The following is a 14726-nucleotide window of genomic DNA, read 5'->3' as shown; positions in this document are numbered from 1 at the left end:
TTCTTCGTTGACAAGTTGATTGAAGTGTAAGATGCGAGACTCCTAGAAAATTGAACTTCAAATTTTCTTCGTGCGATGTGTCGATGCCGAAGCCTTCCTTGTCCTGCGGGACAGACGGGCAGTCCGAAAAGTGGAAGTGGCTCGTTCAGCCCCGACAAGCAAAAGATGAATGGGCTATGAAGGCGCACTTTGCCTTTTGGACCATTTAGCTTTTGACCTCGAGGGGCTAGCCACTGCAACTAGACAGGTGAGACACTTAAGAGTGAAACGTACAAATGTGGCTCACCGCCTGCCCCACGGAAAGCGAGCATCTGAAACGGAAATCAATACTTTCAAGAGCAACAAAGATTGACAATAAAGAAAAAACATCAAGAGGTAAGAATTTTCTGTGAAATATTTTTCGGCTATACCCATAAAGAATGAAGCAGGACCGAAATATATAGGCACAGGTTAAGACGACCACAAACAAAGGACGATTCTATTGATGCAGAAACTTACAAATGATGATGTCATTCAATGGTTAGAGAAACATCTATTAGACTTTGAACAGTTTACGCCTTACTTGTTTACTTCACAGTGGATTCATTCTTTTTGCAAGGATAAAGAAAACGGAAATGAGTTCGAAGTGAAATGGGATACATCGGGTCAGGAATTGTTTTTCAGATTGTTGGACAACCTGGATTATGATGATCAATGGAAATGGCTTGGAACGATTAATTATACAGAAGAGGTGAAATCATGAGAATTGATGGACAACAACCCGTTCAACGAAAAAATGATGTAAATAAGCTATATCAGCAGCCTTCTGTTAAGCCGCCAACATTCGCTAAAGACGAACTATACATATCGAACGAAGCTAAAGTGCTGCATGAAAATGCTCAGTTAAACATAAGAGAAAAGAAACTTCTTGAAATAAAAAAGCGCATTGACGCTGGGGAGTACCAGATCAATGCACAAGAGATTGCTAAAAAGATCTCACAGTTTTATTCCAATTAATTTAATTATTTTTGTTATTAGTGCCGCTTTTCTGTTTTAACAGAGAAACGGCATTTTTTATGAACGGCGGTATAGGAACATTCAACCTGCCTGCATTTTCAATCATAGACAACAATTCATTGGATAGATAAAAAAAGATGGTAGCGGATTGAATAAAGTAGCCACCTAGTAATTGGTCGAGAGAATGGGCGATTGCTACAATCGTGAAGATCATAATTTTTTTAAGAATACCTTTAAAGCCGACATTGCTATTTAACTTTCCTTCATATGCAGCTGCAGCCATACCTGTTAAATAGTCTAATACGACAAAAAGAACGAGTGTTTTAAACAGCATACTCGGCGTTCCAAATAAGTAACTGGTAACGGCTCCTATCGAAATGACACCGGAATGATAAAACATAGACCATTTTTCCACTCAAAAATCCCCCTTATTCTTCATTAATATAGTATATGCTTGTACATTCAGACCCGAAATGGCATATGCCTATAGCTTGTCCTCCTAATTATTTGAAGGTTTATTTCAAATGTGTTAAATAGTCAAAAAATTTAAAAAATAAGCAGTCAGACACGCACTATATCTGTTACAATGAAACAAATCCGGAAAGGGAGGAAAGAAATGCAATGAACAAAATTACGTTAGGCTTGCCTCCACATTGCCACAAAGTATCTTGTGACGGAAGAATGATTAAAATTAAAGACTCTGGTAACAACAAATGGGCGTTCCCGCTCTCTGGAACGGAGAATGCGGTAGTCGACCATGTTAATGAAGAAACAGGATTACTCACTATCCACGGAAAGGATAAGATACTGGCAACGCTTGAGATGCCGATTCGTTTTTGTGAAGTGGGCAGAGGCTGGCTCTTGGATAAGTTACCTAAGAAAAAACGAGTAAAAATAAAATGATAATTAAATGATAATAATCGCACAGCTGGATCATTCCTGCTGTGCGTTTTTTGATGTATATATCGATTTTTTAGAGGGAAAAGAGCCATTTGTTTTTAAATATAAGGTAAAGTAATAAAAGTGATTGGCACAGGAAAATAATGTTATAATAAAAATTGGAAACGTGTAGATGGGGTGAATAAATTGGGTAAACCACACCTGCCTGCACACTTGAATCACATCGCGTGGAACCGGAAAATATTAAATGTATTTTGGGTTGTAATCTTTGTGTCTGTGTGTGTAGAGGTCATAAATAGTTTTATAACCTTAAGGCCAATAGGGGAATTTTTAGTATCGTATATCGTTTTACCTACCGTGCTTTTGACACTTACGACTTTATTTGCTGAATGGAGCTTTAGAAAGCGAACGAAATATGTAGATTACATCATAATCGGAGCAGCTAGTATGTTCTCTGCCATCTTAATCAGTGTTCATTCTGAAATGTATGTGATGTACACGAGTTTGTTCTTTCCTATGCTGATCTCAACGATTTATTTTAAAAAGAAAAAAGTTTGGTTGTCTTTTGCTTTCAGTTCGATTATCTATCTTGTGATTTCAACGTTTCACCCTGTTTCAAGAGAAATGAATGATCTGATGGATCAGCTCTCCATGATATGTATTTTAATTACGTCCACCGCAGTTTGCATCGGTATAATGAGCAGAGGCTACGAAATTGCAATACATTTAAATAAAGCACAAGCGGATCATCAAGATCTTATGGTGAAATCAACGATCATGGAAAAGCAAGTAAAAACGGATGCGTTGACTGGTCTTTATAATCACATGGCATTTTATGAATATATGGATGTCTTATTGCTTCAGGCTGAAACCTACCATTATCCCGTACACTTAGCCGTGATGGATATAGATAACTTTAAGAAGATCAATGATACGTATGGACACGGCATAGGTGATATCGTACTAAAGCGGATTGCCACAGCGATTAAAGATAATGTTACAACTGACGATTTTGCCGCACGATACGGCGGTGAAGAGTTTGTTGTCATACTAAATGATATTAATGAAGAAGAAGCATTCGCATTGTTAGAAAAAGTAAGGCGAGTTGTGCAGAACTTGGAGCATCCTGAAATCAAAGAAGAGCATGTGACGATCAGTGTGGGACTGCAAACGTACAGAGCGGGCATGCACAAACAGGCTTTCTTTGAAGGAGCAGATAACAGTCTGTATGTAGCGAAAAGGCAAGGGAAGAATCGGGTTATCATACAAGAGTGTAATGGAGCTATCCAAATTTAATAGATATATTTAGAGCAGCAGGGAATGTACCTTGCTGTTTTTTCTTTTCTTCTAAAATCCTTGTCCATGCATATGTTTGTAAAGATATGGCCATGGAGGTGAGGGCATGAGTGGACGGATGAAACAAATATTGCAGATTGCCGCCACTTACATCGGCACAGTGGTAGGTGCTGGATTTGCTACGGGCAGAGAGATCGTAGAGTTTTTTACGATACATGGCTCAGCCGGTTTTGCAGGGATTCTGATCAGTGGTTTCCTGTTTATTGTCATCGGTACAAAGTTAATGATCATGGCGAAACGTCTCGGTGCGTCGTCTTTTGATGAAATGAACCAGTATTTATTCGGCCCCACTGTATCAAAAGTCGTAAACATATTGATGCTCATTATGCTATTTGGTGTAACAGGTGTCATGTTGTCAGGAGCGGGAGCGCTGTTTTGGGAACAGCTGCACTTGCCGTTTCAAGCAGGTATCATTATGACTTTGTGTTTCACGTATTTGGTGATGAAACGGGGAATAGAAGGCATTCTTTGGACAAATTCACTGATCGTACCTGTAATGATCTTGTTTTCCGTTGTTCTATCTGTTTCGATGTTTGATTTTTCCGGTGGGAGACAGCTCTTCGTTTCAAGTGATTTTGTTGGGCATTGGAGATGGATTGTTAGTCCCTTTGCTTACGCTGCCTTTAACTTAACGCTGGCCCAAGCTGTTCTTGTCCCATTATCGCGAGAGGCGGAAGACGAATCGGTAATCAAATGGGGCGGGTTCTTAGGCGGTTTAGGCTTAACCTTCATTCTATTAAACAGCCAGTACGTGCTGTATTCGGTTCCGCGAGTATTAAGTTATGAGATACCGATCGCTGAAATTGTTGGCGGTCTTGGAATAGCAGTACATTACATTTTTGTTTTTGTGATCTATGGTGAGATCTTCTCCACATTAATCGGCAATATTTTTGGACTGGCAGGCGCACTGCAAAGAAATGTCAGGTTATCAAACCAAGTCATCATCATTTTTTTAATGGCTGGCAGCTATCTGTTAAGCCAAGTAGGGTATTCAGAGCTTCTTCATTATTTATATCCGGTGTTTGGGATGATCGCTCTTTTATTTTTGGTAGTTATATCGGCTAAAAAACTAAAGGACTGAATATAGTTTGTATAGGATATATGTTTGTAACGATTTGATGTGAAATTGTTGGAAGGGAACAGAGCCAATGGTGTATTACAATAAATTAGTTCGTGATAAAATACCTGAACTGCTCGAGCAGGCGGGAAAGAAGGGAACCTTTCGTATTCTGGGGAATCAGGAGTTTGAGAGTGAATTGAAGAAAAAGCTTGCAGATGGCGTGAAGGAGTATCGAGAGGCGGGTAATGAAGTGGATGCTGCTGAAGAACTGGCAGAGCTATTTGAGATCTTGATTGCCTTAACGAAAGTGCATGACCTCACCTTACGGGAACTAGATGAAATCCGGCAGGAAAAAGCAAGAAAGCAAGGCCGCTTTCACGAGCGGTTGTTCTTGATTAAAGTGGAGGACTGAGGGGGACAGACCCCAGACAAATACAAATTAATCGAATTTGTATTTGTCAGGAAGACATCCCGCTAGCTTCCTTTGGGTAACACACTAGCGCGGTTCTCAATAAATTTTCTTTCTACTAATAACAAAACAAGCTAAAACATGCAAAAATATTTGCGTTTTTTAGCTTGTTTTAATTTAAAAATGAAAAAAACAGGAAAAAACATGCAAAATATGTTTGACAAACAAGCATAATCCCGCATATGATTAGAGTACCACGTGGAAATAAGAGGTAATGGAGGAAATTATTATGTTTTCTGAAGAAAGAAGAGAAAAATCTTAGAAGTACTTAAAAACGAAGGTCGTGTGCTTGCTAAGGAATTATCAGATGCTCTCCAAGTTTCCATTGATTCGATCCGCCGTGACCTGTCTTCTTTAGAGGATAATGGTTTACTCAAACGCACGCATGGCGGCGCGATTCCAGTAACTGAAGTGAAAAGGGGACCTGCATCCAACGAAGTTCGTTATGGTGAAGGATCCAAGTATGAGAGAGCGATAGCAAGAGAAGCGGTAAAGTACATCAAAGAAAATGATACGATTTTTCTCAGTGGTGGCGGGATGCACCATGAAATTTTAAAGCATCTGCCAGACTACCGACTAACGATTGTGACAAACTCACTCGTAACAGCAGATGTACTTCGCAAAAAAGAGAATATCGATCTTTACGTTGTTGGAGGAAAAGTGAAGAATTCAGGAAACATGACCGACGCTTTAGTCACCAATCTGATCAGTCAATATTCGTTTGATTTGTCGTTCGCTACAGGCGGGGAATTTCGGATCGCGGAATCAGCACGGCAAATCCAGAAGTAGCTGCCTTTATGAGTGCAGTGGGTAAAGTGTCACGTAAGCGTATCGGTGTTTTTCCACATTACAAGATTGGTGTTAACGCTTTTGCGAATGTAGGGCCGGCTTCTAATCTTGATTTGATTATTACGGATGATGAAGCACCAAGAGATCACCTGTCTGCTATCGAACAGCAAGGTGTTAAGATCATCATTGCTAGCTCACATAATCAAGAAACAAAATCAGAAGCTGAATAATAAATTTCAAAATCCTCAAAACAAAGGACCTCAACAGAAGAGGTCTTTTTTTTATTCCATCAGAAAAAGAGTGTCAGATTTACTTACAAACATCATGCTGAAGCATCTTGTTTCCATTATTCTTTTTTAAAGGTAGTTTTCATTAAGTTTGCTGCAGCCTTTAAAAAAAGAGTTGAAAGTGAATATGGAAATGAGGTGATTCCAATCCTTCATTCTTCTCATTTTACTGCTGAACAAAAGCTGATCATTCGGGAACTGAAAAAGAAGATCAGAGTTGAATCGGATCTGAAAGCAAAAAAAGAACTCGAACGTCAGCTCAACAGCATGATGGAAAAAGCATTTATAAAAAAACAGCTTCTAAGAAGAAAAGAGCTTTAAACCTTTAAACTCCTTAAAGAAAACCTTTGCAAAAAACTGAATAGACTGTCTTTTTTGGGAGGTAGTGACATTTTAAACTTGTTTATGTTAAAGTGACAATAGTCTTTTTCAGATGGACAAACGTCTTTTGTACGATCAGAACATATAACTTGATTGCACGATGATTTTCGCCAAGGCAAAAAGTTGTGGTCGATCGTTATAAGCGCTACTAAGGCAGACGCAAAAAGGCAAGGCGTCAGCGCAGTTTTCTTTAAGGAGTGGACACAGCATGAATCAAGAAGCAGCATTGAAAAAAGACATCGGGCTTTCTGTAGCCATGTCCATCGTTATTGGAACGGTTATTGGTTCGGGGATTTTCATGAAACCCGGAAGTGTTCTTGAGTACACAGGGAACTCAAACCTTGCCCTTTTAGCATGGGCGCTAGGGGGATTGATCACGTTAGCAGGCGGTTTAACGATTGCTGAAGTGGCGACACAGATTCCTAAGACGGGCGGACTTTATGTGTATATGGAAGAAGTATACGGCAAGCTATGGGGCTATCTTAGCGGCTGGGTGCAGACGGTAATCTATGGGCCTGCTGTCATTGGTGCTCTTGGATTATACTTCGGATCATTAATGGTTAATTTATTTTCATGGGAAAAGTCGTTTGGTCCATGGATCGGAATAGGAACGGTTCTTTTTCTTACGATTGTAAATAACTTTGGTACAAAGTACGGTGGTTTCGTACAAAATGTTTTTACGCTAGGTAAACTCGTGCCGATTGCTTTAATTATCGTCTTCGGTATTTGGCAAGGAAATGAACAAATTTTAGATGCTTCAAGCGGGGCAGTCGTAGAAATCTCTATGGGTGCTGCAATATTAGCGACACTATTTGCGTATGATGGATGGCTAATGGTTGGTTTTGTTGCAGGTGAGATGAAGGACCCTGGTAAAACGTTGCCGAAAGCAATCATCGGCGGGATTTTAATTGTAATGGCAGCATACTTGCTCGTTAACATTGCACTGCTTCACATTTTGCAAGCTTCAGAAATCGTAAGGCTTGGCGAGAACTCAGCAGCATCAGCAGCAACCATTCTTTTCGGTCCGTTAGGCGGAAAATTAATTGCTGTAGGTATTGCTGTATCGATCTTCGGATGCTTAAACGGAAAAATCTTAACGATTCCACGTGTGCCGTTTGCAATGGCTGAACGTAATCAGCTTCCACTTTCACGTGTGTTCAGCAAAGTGAGCGATAAGTACGGTACGCCGATCGCAGCTACTTATTTACAAGTGGTCATTGCGATCATCATGATGCTGTTAACAGACCCTGATTATCTTTCAGAGATGGCGATCTTCGCTGTTTATATCTTTTACATCTTCGCGTTTTATGCCGTGTTTAAACTGCGTAAACGGCATGCAGGTCAAAAAAGAGTGTACAGTGTTCCGTTATTTCCGGTTATCCCGATCTTTGCGATTTTGGGCTCTATCTACATTGTGGGAGCAACAATATTGAACGATCCATTCGACAGTTTAACGGCAATCTTCATTACAGTTGCAGGTTTACCGATTTATTATTGGCTGCAGCGAAATCAAAAGCAAGACTCCTTATAAGTGGGGTCTTGTTTTTTTGTAAGGATGTTTTTGCAAACTTTGATACCTTGAGCACCTCGTGCTTTGCTCTACAGCGACTAACCTGTCACGTTTTTTTCTCCAGGAGTCTCATGCTTTTAACCCGATTAATTTATTTTAAAAAAATACTCAGAAGCAAATATCTTTTAGATTTCTAAAAAATTTATTCCTTTCAAACCTCATTTTTATTTTCTTCTTTGACTGTTGGTTGGAGTGGAGGGTGCGTACCTACGACTTGAGAAGCATCTCGCAAGATATGCGACGAGGAAGCTTACTGCAGTAGTATTAACTTGTAGACGCAGGAGCAAGTATACTTTCTTGAGGCCGGACAGGTGAGACACTTAAGGGTGAAACGTATGAATGTGGCTCGCCGCCTGCCCCGCGGAAAGCGAGCAACCTGGAACGGAAATCAACTACTCTCAAGAGCGACAATGTATGCAAAAACATAAGAATAAAAACCCGCCAGAAGCTCTGACGGGTTAAAGAAATGTATGATGACTTATACACTTAATAGTTCTTTCATTTCACGATAACGTGATGAAAGGCTTGCAGGTGAAACGCCATACTTTTTAGCTGTTTCCGCTTGAGTAGAAGCGATTCCTCTAATATCTTTAGAAACGAGATAGTCAAGTGCCGCTGCATAGATCTCTTCTTTTCGAATCGCTGGTTTAGATTCTGTGATATATTCGCTCCAAAGTTTTTCAGCTTCTTCTATCACTTCTGTTTCAGCATTCGCTTTGACAAGATCCGTTACAGCTGTGTATTTTTCTTCTTGTTGATCGGATACTTCCACTGCTTTTTCGCTTTCAATTACAGCAGATTTTTTATCATCAAGAGACTTATCCTCTTTTGGTTGAGGAACGCCTTCAGAAATATCGATTAAAGATAGCTGAAGAACAGCAGGGAACTCTTTTTTGAAGATTTCCTTAGCATCAGCTAAAGGCTGAAGTTTTTCTACTGCCGCTTTTAAAGGTGGCAGTTCGGACATTGGCATTTCAACATAACCTACATAAAACTCATGGTTGATGCCATTTGAAACGAGTGTTCCAAGCAAAGCACTCTCTTGTTTTGGTTTTTCTGCAGCATTGATGGTTACATCAAATACTTTCTCAGACCAAATATCTTGAACGGTAAAGATGAATCCTGTTTTTTGCTCCAAAACTTTATATAGGGAAGGTGCTGCTGTTATCCAGCCAGCAAGGATTTCTGCGACTTCCGGTTTAACGGTGCTCTTTACTTTATCCACATAAAGTTCTACAGGAGTTTTTCCATCCTTAATTTCTGAGCAGAATATTTCCCAACATACCGCAATATTCGCGTATGTTTGTTCTTGCTCTTTTGCAACAGGATACTTTTTCACATATTGAGATGTGCGTGCTGCTAAGTCCTGTTGATAGTTCTCAAGCGCGAATTTGATAAGTCCTTCTTGGTGAAAGGATACTTCGCGTGTTTGCTCTTCTTTATGTAAGCAACATTTCTTATATTTTTTTCCGCTGCCACAATAGCACGGATCATTTCTTCCTATCATTGACATGCTATTCCTCCAGTAAACCACTTACTTATCCTGTACATACTAGCATAAATCGGATTTTTTTCAAACTTACAATCATCAGACAACATTTTAACATAAAACGAGACGAGAAAAAATCATTAAATAGGTTGGTTTTTTGGGGGTTGAAACCTTTTTTTCTTTTAAAGCGTCTAAGGTGAAAAGGGGAATTACGATATGTGGAAAAAATGGAAAGTGTGGGTATTTGTCGTCGTGCTCCTCTTTAGCGCATGCAGCAGCAATGATAAGTCTGAAAGCAAGATGGCTAGTGATCATGATAGTGGCAGCAGCAGTTCTAATGAAAAGATGGACAATTCTTCAGAAGAAGGTAAGACAAAAACTGAATTGGATACTAGTGGAGATAAGAAGCAGCGAATTAAAGATCAAAGAAAAGTCATCTATAATGCAGACATGCAGATTTCTGTAGATAAATTGCAGAACACGATGGAAACGGTTCGAAACATGGTTGAGATTAAAGGCGGCTATATTGTGGAATCGAATACAAGTGCAGGTGAGAATGGGTATGAATCCGGCATGATGGTTGTGCGTGTTCCGATAGATGGTTTTCGTACGTTTTTAGATGAGGTTCGAAATTTAAGTAAAGGAACACCACACGAAAATGTACGGGGAGAAGATGTTACAGAAGAATATGTGGACCTCTCTTCTCGGTTAAAAGCGAAACAGCAAGTGAGAGACCGTCTGGAATCATTCATGAAGGATGCACAGAAAACAGAAGACTTATTAAAGATCTCAGCTGACCTTGCTTCCGTTCAGGAAGAGATCGAACAAATTGAAGGTCGATTGAATTTCTTGAAGAATCAAAGTGATTACTCAACGGTAACGATACAGTTTGAAGTAAGAAATCTAAAAGCAGAAAAACTTCAGACAGAAGAATTAAATACGTGGGCAAAAACGAAGATGCTTTTTATGGAAACCGTGAATTTTTTGGTATCGGCGGTATCCTTTGTAGTCGTTGCGCTGTTTGGTCTGGCACCTGTATGGGTGATTGTGATCGCGGTGCTTTACTGGCTTTGGTGGAAACGGAAAAAAGGGCAAAAGAAAAAGCCGGAATCACCGACAACGTTGAATTGATTGATTTGGATTTTAACTAGTGTCAGTTAACGGGTACGTCAGAAACACCCTCTGCAGCACGGATATCGATCCGTTTGCTGAAAGGGTGTTTTGGCTTTTACGGCACTTTTTTATAAAAGGTGTACCGTTTAAGAAGCCTTAACCGAGAAACGCTTTGTATTCTGAGGTTAATTTCATAAAACGCTCTTTATCTTTTGTATCCAAGGCATTGTCGATTTCTCTTTCATAATACTCTTTGTAATAATTGTGAAGGGCCTCATCCAGTACCATTTGGGCAATAAGGCTGAAGGCAAAGGGGTCTCTTTTTTGTTGCTTGTACTGCACCATCTCGTTTTGATTTTTGTTAAAAGAAGTGTTTTTGTCTTTCATCCTGTTTCCCTCCTTAAATTATCTCCCTATCCAATTTAACCTTTTATGTTTCTAGGTTTCTACTAGTATACTGAGCAAGATGCCCAATGACAACCATTTTATTTGAAAATTCTGAAAAAATTTTCGATAATCATTCTAATGTACTGCTTTTTCACCACCTTTTGGTAAAAATGTTAATGGTTTGTCATGTTTATTTCTGTATTTTGCCAAGTGTTACAAATGTTTTTGTTCTGTGTTTTTTATGTTGTTATTGTGTGTTAGTTACTATTTCCCCTTATTTGAAGGTGCTTAAACACACTTAAAACACTTATTCGAAAAAAACGTTGACATTTTAAGTTGCGTGTGGGTAGGATTGAATTAACTCAATATTGTCATTTCCGCTAGGGGTGCTTTTTAAAAAAGCTGAGAGAAGGTTGTAGCCTTCGACCCTTTGAACCTGATCCAGATCGTACTGGCGTAGGGAAGCGGTGTGGATGATTACATGCTTCTCTTTTATTCAAATGAAACTGTAACGGCCACCCGCTATTTATTTAGCGGGTGGCTTTTTTTGCGTATGTAATAAGGAGGCAGATAGTGTGGGACAACTGATAAAAGTAAGTAAAGCTCTGACAATCGCAGGGTCAGACAGCGGCGGAGGAGCAGGTATTCAAGCAGATTTGAAAACGTTCCAAGAGTTTGGTGTTTATGGCATGTCCGTTCTAACAGCGGTGACGGCTCAGAACACGACCGGCGTTCAAGGGGTGTTTCCTGTTTCGTTAGAGGGTTTGGAAACTCAGCTGCAATCGATCGGAAGTGACCTGAAACCAGATGCTGTAAAAACTGGAATGTTGTTTTCAGGAGAGTACATTGAAAAAACGGCTTACTTTATTAAAATATTTGGATGGAACAACGTGGTTGTCGATCCGGTCATGATCGCTAAAGGCGGTGCCACTCTCTTAGGTGAGGAAGCATTGGACGCGATGAAAATGTGTATGCTGCCAATCGCGAAAATCATCACTCCTAACATTCCTGAAGCAGAAGCATTAACAGGCATCACGATAGATTGTAAGGAAGCGAGAGCAGAAGCGGCAAAAGTGCTGTTTGACGGTGGTGGTGATTATATCGTAATAAAAGGTGGTCACTTTGGCAGCGGTGAATACGTATCCGATCTTCTTTATAACGGTGTTGAGATGGTTGAGCTTGTGGAAAAGCGTGTTCACACAAAAAATACACACGGAACAGGATGCACGTTCTCTGCAGCCATTACAGCAGAACTGGCTTACGGGAGGAAAGCAGAGAGTGCTATAGAGCATGCAAAAAGGTTTATTCAAAACGCGATTGAACATGGAATAGAAGTCGGTTCAGGTCATGGACCAGTTAATCATTTTGCTTATAGGAGGATTGCACATGAACAATACTAGAGTACAAGAATGGAAGGCGTTTGTTGCAGAAGTCAGAAAAGAGAAGCCGCTGCTTCATCATATTACCAATAACGTAACAATGAATTTCCTTGCAAATGGGGTGCTCGCAGCTGGAGGCAGCCCGATGATGGTTGATGACGCACGTGAAGTTGAAGAAGCTGTCGGGGTTGCTAATGCATTAGTGCTGAACATCGGAACGCTCGATGAACCAACTGCAAAGTCTATGATTCTAGCTTTTCGAAAAGCGATGCACGCGGGAGTGCCTGTCGTACTCGACCCAGTTGGAATAGGACTGTCAGCTTTCCGCCAAGAGGTGGTTAAAAATATATTATCAGAATATTCACAATTGAAGGGGTCAGTCCCCAAACAATTCTGACAATTTGCGGGAACGCTGCAGAGATGCAATTTCTTGCTGAAGGAGAGTGGGCTGGTAAGGGAGTTGACGGTGAACTTGGAAGCTCTGAAGATGACTTGATACAGCTTGCTGCTGCGGCTTCAAAGCAAACAGGGTGTCTCATCGCGATGACGGGTGAGAAGGATGTTATTTCTGATGGCGAGAAAAGCATTGTTCTTTCTCATGGCGATCACATGTTAGCTTTCGTTACAGGGACGGGCTGTTTTGCTACATCCATGGTGGCTTTATATCAGGCGAATCAGAAAGAGAAAGAGACACGAACGCAGACCTTATCCATTTTAGATCGAACAGCTTTAGCGATTCTTATGCTCACAAAAGCGGCTGAGGAAGCGGTGAAGACAGCAAAGGGACCTGGAAGCTTTCAGCAAAACCTTATCGATCAGCTGTTTGTATTAGAAACCACACCAGAAATCTGGCAGTGTTCAATCAACTGGCAAGATCACACTTTAAAGGAAGGAGCAAGAATATGAAGACTTCTTCTAAGCCTGACTTAAAACAGCAGCTTTCCTTTATTTTGTGGCAGGAACGATGAACTGTGATTCTCCGGAAGCTTTTGAGCGTATTCTTTTACAAGCGATACGAGGTGGTATTACTGCTTTTCAGTTTCGGGAAAAAGGAGCAAACTGTTTAAGTGGTGCAAAGCGCCTTGAAATTGCTAGCCGCGCAAAAAAATATGCAGAGAACACGGGGTGCTTTTTATCGTAAATGATGATCTGGAGCTAATGAAATTCGTCGATGCAGATGGACTTCATGTGGGACAGAGTGACGGTGACTTAAAGACGATACGCCAACAAACAACAGGTAAAATACTTGGTGTGTCTGCTCATACACTGGCTGAAGCGGAAGACGCCGTTTCTAACGGTGCAGACTATATCGGGGCAGGACCAATCTATCAAACTATTTCAAAACAGGATGCTGAAGAGCCGGTTGGCGTAGGACTGATTAAAGAACTTCGCAGGAATCATATCAACGTACCACTCGTTGGAATAGGCGGCATTACGATTGGTAATGCGGGTGAAGTAATTCAGGCAGGTGCTGATGGTGCGGCAGTTATTTCGGCGATAAGTGGTGTGGATCACCCTGAACAAGCCTCAAGGAATATGATTGACGCTATTCAGTTTGCGAAGCGAGGTATGTAAGTGAAGATATCTGTTCAGAAACTTACTCTTATGGCGATGTTGGTTGCGATAGGTACACTGTCTTCTCATGTCTTTTGGATTCACGCGGGTGTTGCCAAAGCCTTTCCTGTTCAGCATGCGATAAATGTTATTGCTGGTGTGACACTCGGACCGTTTCCAGCAATGGTTGTCGCGTTTAGCATCGGATTGCTGCGCAACTTGTTCGGTGTCGGTTCATTGCTTGCCTTTCCAGGAGGAATGATCGGTGCGTTAGTAGCGGGATATTTTTATATAAAGGGAAAAAGATATATTTTTGCTGCACTTGGAGAATGGCTCGGGACCGGCATCATTGGAGCTTTAGTGGCAGTGCCAGTAGCTACATACCTATTGGGTTCTAAAACAGGTGCGTTCTTTTTTGTAATACCTTTTCTTTTGAGTTCTGTGATTGGGGGATTGCTAGGATGGATTGTGCTGCGTGTTCTTCATAAAAATGCAGCCGCGGGCAGCTGGTTAAGAGAAAAATACGGAAAATCCGTGTAAAGATAAGCACCGAATAGGCCTCCACACCGTACACTGTGTACTATCAACCGGTGAAAGGGGCCTTTATTTGATGAAAAAACGACCAAAACACTGGGTGTATACTGAGATGGTACTCATGTTCTTAGGACTGCTGCTCGCCATCTATAACGGAAAGACATGGGAGAGCCCCACCGTATTGTTTTCGATCTTAATGGTCATCTTTTCATTTCGTGCGGTGGAACGAAAACTATTTAAGCAAAAAACCGAATTTTGGTTAAATGCAGGTATGGCGGTAATTTTCTTGATTCTCGGTGTAATTCCACTTTTATAACGGAAGAAAGCAGGCTGGATGATACAGGACAGTCTGTTTTTTTATGTGCACATAGGCAAACGTATATTTTGCTTCATTCTTTGACAAAATGATGTTTGACGTAATAAAATGATTTTACGTAAAGAATAATTTTTACGTACAGGGAA

The 14726-nt window shown here is 40.6% G+C and carries 19 protein-coding genes, 2 pseudogenes and 1 riboswitch; of the genes and pseudogenes, 18 read left to right on the top strand and 3 right to left on the bottom strand.

Annotation, left to right across the window (positions count from 1 at the left end; genetic code table 11):
* The first annotated feature begins 83 nt into the window (after positions 1-83).
* The 4 genes from ACEWFH_RS15535 to ACEWFH_RS15520 all read left to right on the top strand — a co-directional run bounded on the left by ACEWFH_RS15535 (position 84) and on the right by ACEWFH_RS15520 (position 996).
* The gene (locus ACEWFH_RS15535) at positions 84-209 is read left to right on the top strand and encodes a hypothetical protein (RefSeq protein WP_473724708.1); all 126 of its coding nucleotides are present in this window, start codon (positions 84-86) and stop codon (positions 207-209) included.
* The gene (locus ACEWFH_RS15530) at positions 197-352 is read left to right on the top strand and encodes a hypothetical protein (RefSeq protein ID WP_473724707.1); all 156 of its coding nucleotides are present in this window, start codon (positions 197-199) and stop codon (positions 350-352) included. The genes ACEWFH_RS15535 and ACEWFH_RS15530 overlap by 13 nt, the downstream gene beginning before the upstream one ends.
* Positions 353-484: 132 nt before the next feature.
* Positions 485-742 carry a hypothetical protein gene (locus ACEWFH_RS15525; RefSeq protein ID WP_473724706.1) on the top strand — a complete coding sequence of 86 codons (258 nt, stop codon included), beginning with the start codon at positions 485-487 and terminating at the stop codon, positions 740-742.
* Positions 739-996: a flagellar biosynthesis anti-sigma factor FlgM gene (locus ACEWFH_RS15520; protein ID WP_473724705.1), complete on the top strand. Its 258-nt coding sequence runs from the start codon at positions 739-741 to the stop codon at positions 994-996. The genes ACEWFH_RS15525 and ACEWFH_RS15520 overlap by 4 nt, the downstream gene beginning before the upstream one ends.
* Position 997: 1 nt before the next feature.
* Here the strand turns inward: ACEWFH_RS15520 and ACEWFH_RS15515 are convergent, their stop codons facing one another.
* Positions 998-1411: a phage holin family protein gene (locus ACEWFH_RS15515; protein ID WP_473724704.1), complete on the bottom strand. Its 414-nt coding sequence runs from the start codon at positions 1409-1411 to the stop codon at positions 998-1000.
* A gap of 206 nt (positions 1412-1617) precedes the next feature.
* On the opposite strand from ACEWFH_RS15515, the gene ACEWFH_RS15510 reads away from it, so the two are divergent.
* The 7 genes and pseudogenes from ACEWFH_RS15510 (at position 1618) to ACEWFH_RS15480 (ending at position 7769) form a co-directional block, all read left to right on the top strand.
* A complete protein-coding gene (locus ACEWFH_RS15510; protein WP_289496112.1) occupies positions 1618-1899 on the top strand; it encodes a hypothetical protein in 282 nt (93 codons plus the stop codon).
* Positions 1900-2082: 183 nt separating this feature from the next.
* Positions 2083-3192, top strand: a complete 1110-nt coding sequence (locus ACEWFH_RS15505) for a GGDEF domain-containing protein (RefSeq protein WP_473724703.1) — start codon at positions 2083-2085, stop codon at positions 3190-3192.
* Between the two features lie 106 nt (positions 3193-3298).
* Positions 3299-4333 carry a YkvI family membrane protein gene (locus tag ACEWFH_RS15500; RefSeq protein ID WP_473724702.1) on the top strand — a complete coding sequence of 345 codons (1035 nt, stop codon included), beginning with the start codon at positions 3299-3301 and terminating at the stop codon, positions 4331-4333.
* A 67-nt stretch (positions 4334-4400) separates the two neighbouring features.
* Positions 4401-4724: a nucleoside triphosphate pyrophosphohydrolase gene (locus tag ACEWFH_RS15495; protein ID WP_473724701.1), complete on the top strand. Its 324-nt coding sequence runs from the start codon at positions 4401-4403 to the stop codon at positions 4722-4724.
* 286 nt (positions 4725-5010) lie between these two features.
* Positions 5011-5800 (top strand): annotated as a pseudogene (locus tag ACEWFH_RS15490) (DeoR/GlpR family DNA-binding transcription regulator).
* A gap of 195 nt (positions 5801-5995) precedes the next feature.
* The gene (locus ACEWFH_RS15485) at positions 5996-6178 is read left to right on the top strand and encodes a hypothetical protein (protein WP_473724700.1); all 183 of its coding nucleotides are present in this window, start codon (positions 5996-5998) and stop codon (positions 6176-6178) included.
* A 268-nt stretch (positions 6179-6446) separates the two neighbouring features.
* Positions 6447-7769, top strand: coding sequence for an APC family permease (locus ACEWFH_RS15480; protein ID WP_473724699.1), 1323 nt, complete (start codon positions 6447-6449; stop codon positions 7767-7769).
* Positions 7770-8286: 517 nt separating this feature from the next.
* Here the strand turns inward: ACEWFH_RS15480 and ACEWFH_RS15475 are convergent.
* Positions 8287-9321 carry a YecA family protein gene (locus tag ACEWFH_RS15475; protein ID WP_473724698.1) on the bottom strand — a complete coding sequence of 345 codons (1035 nt, stop codon included), beginning with the start codon at positions 9319-9321 and terminating at the stop codon, positions 8287-8289.
* A 192-nt stretch (positions 9322-9513) separates the two neighbouring features.
* Between ACEWFH_RS15475 and ACEWFH_RS15470 the strand changes: the two genes are divergently transcribed.
* Positions 9514-10428: a DUF4349 domain-containing protein gene (locus tag ACEWFH_RS15470; RefSeq protein WP_473724697.1), complete on the top strand. Its 915-nt coding sequence runs from the start codon at positions 9514-9516 to the stop codon at positions 10426-10428.
* Positions 10429-10566: 138 nt separating this feature from the next.
* Here ACEWFH_RS15470 and ACEWFH_RS15465 read toward each other — a convergent pair whose 3' ends face one another.
* Positions 10567-10797, bottom strand: coding sequence for an IDEAL domain-containing protein (locus ACEWFH_RS15465; RefSeq protein WP_289496102.1), 231 nt, complete (start codon positions 10795-10797; stop codon positions 10567-10569).
* Between the two features lie 372 nt (positions 10798-11169).
* Positions 11170-11277, top strand: a riboswitch (TPP riboswitch).
* 107 nt (positions 11278-11384) lie between these two features.
* Between ACEWFH_RS15465 and thiD the strand changes: the two genes are divergently transcribed.
* From thiD to ACEWFH_RS15435, 6 genes and pseudogenes are all read left to right on the top strand, one after another.
* Positions 11385-12197 (top strand): bifunctional hydroxymethylpyrimidine kinase/phosphomethylpyrimidine kinase, encoded by an 813-nt coding sequence (gene thiD / locus ACEWFH_RS15460; RefSeq protein ID WP_473727318.1) that lies wholly within the window; start codon positions 11385-11387, stop codon positions 12195-12197.
* Positions 12184-12573, top strand: a complete 390-nt coding sequence (locus ACEWFH_RS15455) for a hydroxyethylthiazole kinase (protein ID WP_473724696.1) — start codon at positions 12184-12186, stop codon at positions 12571-12573. The genes thiD and ACEWFH_RS15455 overlap by 14 nt, the downstream gene beginning before the upstream one ends.
* 23 nt (positions 12574-12596) lie before the next feature.
* Positions 12597-13082 carry a hydroxyethylthiazole kinase gene (locus tag ACEWFH_RS15450; protein ID WP_473724695.1) on the top strand — a complete coding sequence of 162 codons (486 nt, stop codon included), beginning with the start codon at positions 12597-12599 and terminating at the stop codon, positions 13080-13082.
* 58 nt (positions 13083-13140) lie between these two features.
* A pseudogene (thiE, locus tag ACEWFH_RS15445) lies at positions 13141-13751 on the top strand (thiamine phosphate synthase).
* Positions 13752-14270 carry an energy coupling factor transporter S component ThiW gene (gene thiW / locus ACEWFH_RS15440; protein WP_473724694.1) on the top strand — a complete coding sequence of 173 codons (519 nt, stop codon included), beginning with the start codon at positions 13752-13754 and terminating at the stop codon, positions 14268-14270.
* A gap of 70 nt (positions 14271-14340) precedes the next feature.
* A complete protein-coding gene (locus ACEWFH_RS15435) occupies positions 14341-14580 on the top strand; it encodes a hypothetical protein (RefSeq protein WP_473724693.1) in 240 nt (79 codons plus the stop codon).
* Positions 14581-14726 lie beyond the last annotated feature (146 nt).

This window comes from Fictibacillus sp. EA-CB0309, from assembly GCF_055814265.1.
This window is presented reverse-complemented; position numbering and strand designations above follow the sequence as displayed.

Coding starts and splice junctions, on each gene's coding strand:
- ACEWFH_RS15535 (WP_473724708.1), top strand. CDS start 84: ATGCCGAAGCCTTCCTTGTCCTGCGGGACAGACGGGCAGTCCGAAAAG.
- ACEWFH_RS15525 (WP_473724706.1), top strand. CDS start 485: ATGCAGAAACTTACAAATGATGATGTCATTCAATGGTTAGAGAAACAT.
- ACEWFH_RS15520 (WP_473724705.1), top strand. CDS start 739: ATGAGAATTGATGGACAACAACCCGTTCAACGAAAAAATGATGTAAAT.
- ACEWFH_RS15510 (WP_289496112.1), top strand. CDS start 1,618: ATGAACAAAATTACGTTAGGCTTGCCTCCACATTGCCACAAAGTATCT.
- ACEWFH_RS15500 (WP_473724702.1), top strand. CDS start 3,299: ATGAGTGGACGGATGAAACAAATATTGCAGATTGCCGCCACTTACATC.
- ACEWFH_RS15495 (WP_473724701.1), top strand. CDS start 4,401: ATGGTGTATTACAATAAATTAGTTCGTGATAAAATACCTGAACTGCTC.
- ACEWFH_RS15480 (WP_473724699.1), top strand. CDS start 6,447: ATGAATCAAGAAGCAGCATTGAAAAAAGACATCGGGCTTTCTGTAGCC.
- ACEWFH_RS15475 (WP_473724698.1), bottom strand. CDS start 9,321: ATGTCAATGATAGGAAGAAATGATCCGTGCTATTGTGGCAGCGGAAAA.
- ACEWFH_RS15470 (WP_473724697.1), top strand. CDS start 9,514: ATGTGGAAAAAATGGAAAGTGTGGGTATTTGTCGTCGTGCTCCTCTTT.
- ACEWFH_RS15465 (WP_289496102.1), bottom strand. CDS start 10,797: ATGAAAGACAAAAACACTTCTTTTAACAAAAATCAAAACGAGATGGTG.
- ACEWFH_RS15455 (WP_473724696.1), top strand. CDS start 12,184: ATGAACAATACTAGAGTACAAGAATGGAAGGCGTTTGTTGCAGAAGTC.
- ACEWFH_RS15450 (WP_473724695.1), top strand. CDS start 12,597: ATGCAATTTCTTGCTGAAGGAGAGTGGGCTGGTAAGGGAGTTGACGGT.
- ACEWFH_RS15435 (WP_473724693.1), top strand. CDS start 14,341: ATGAAAAAACGACCAAAACACTGGGTGTATACTGAGATGGTACTCATG.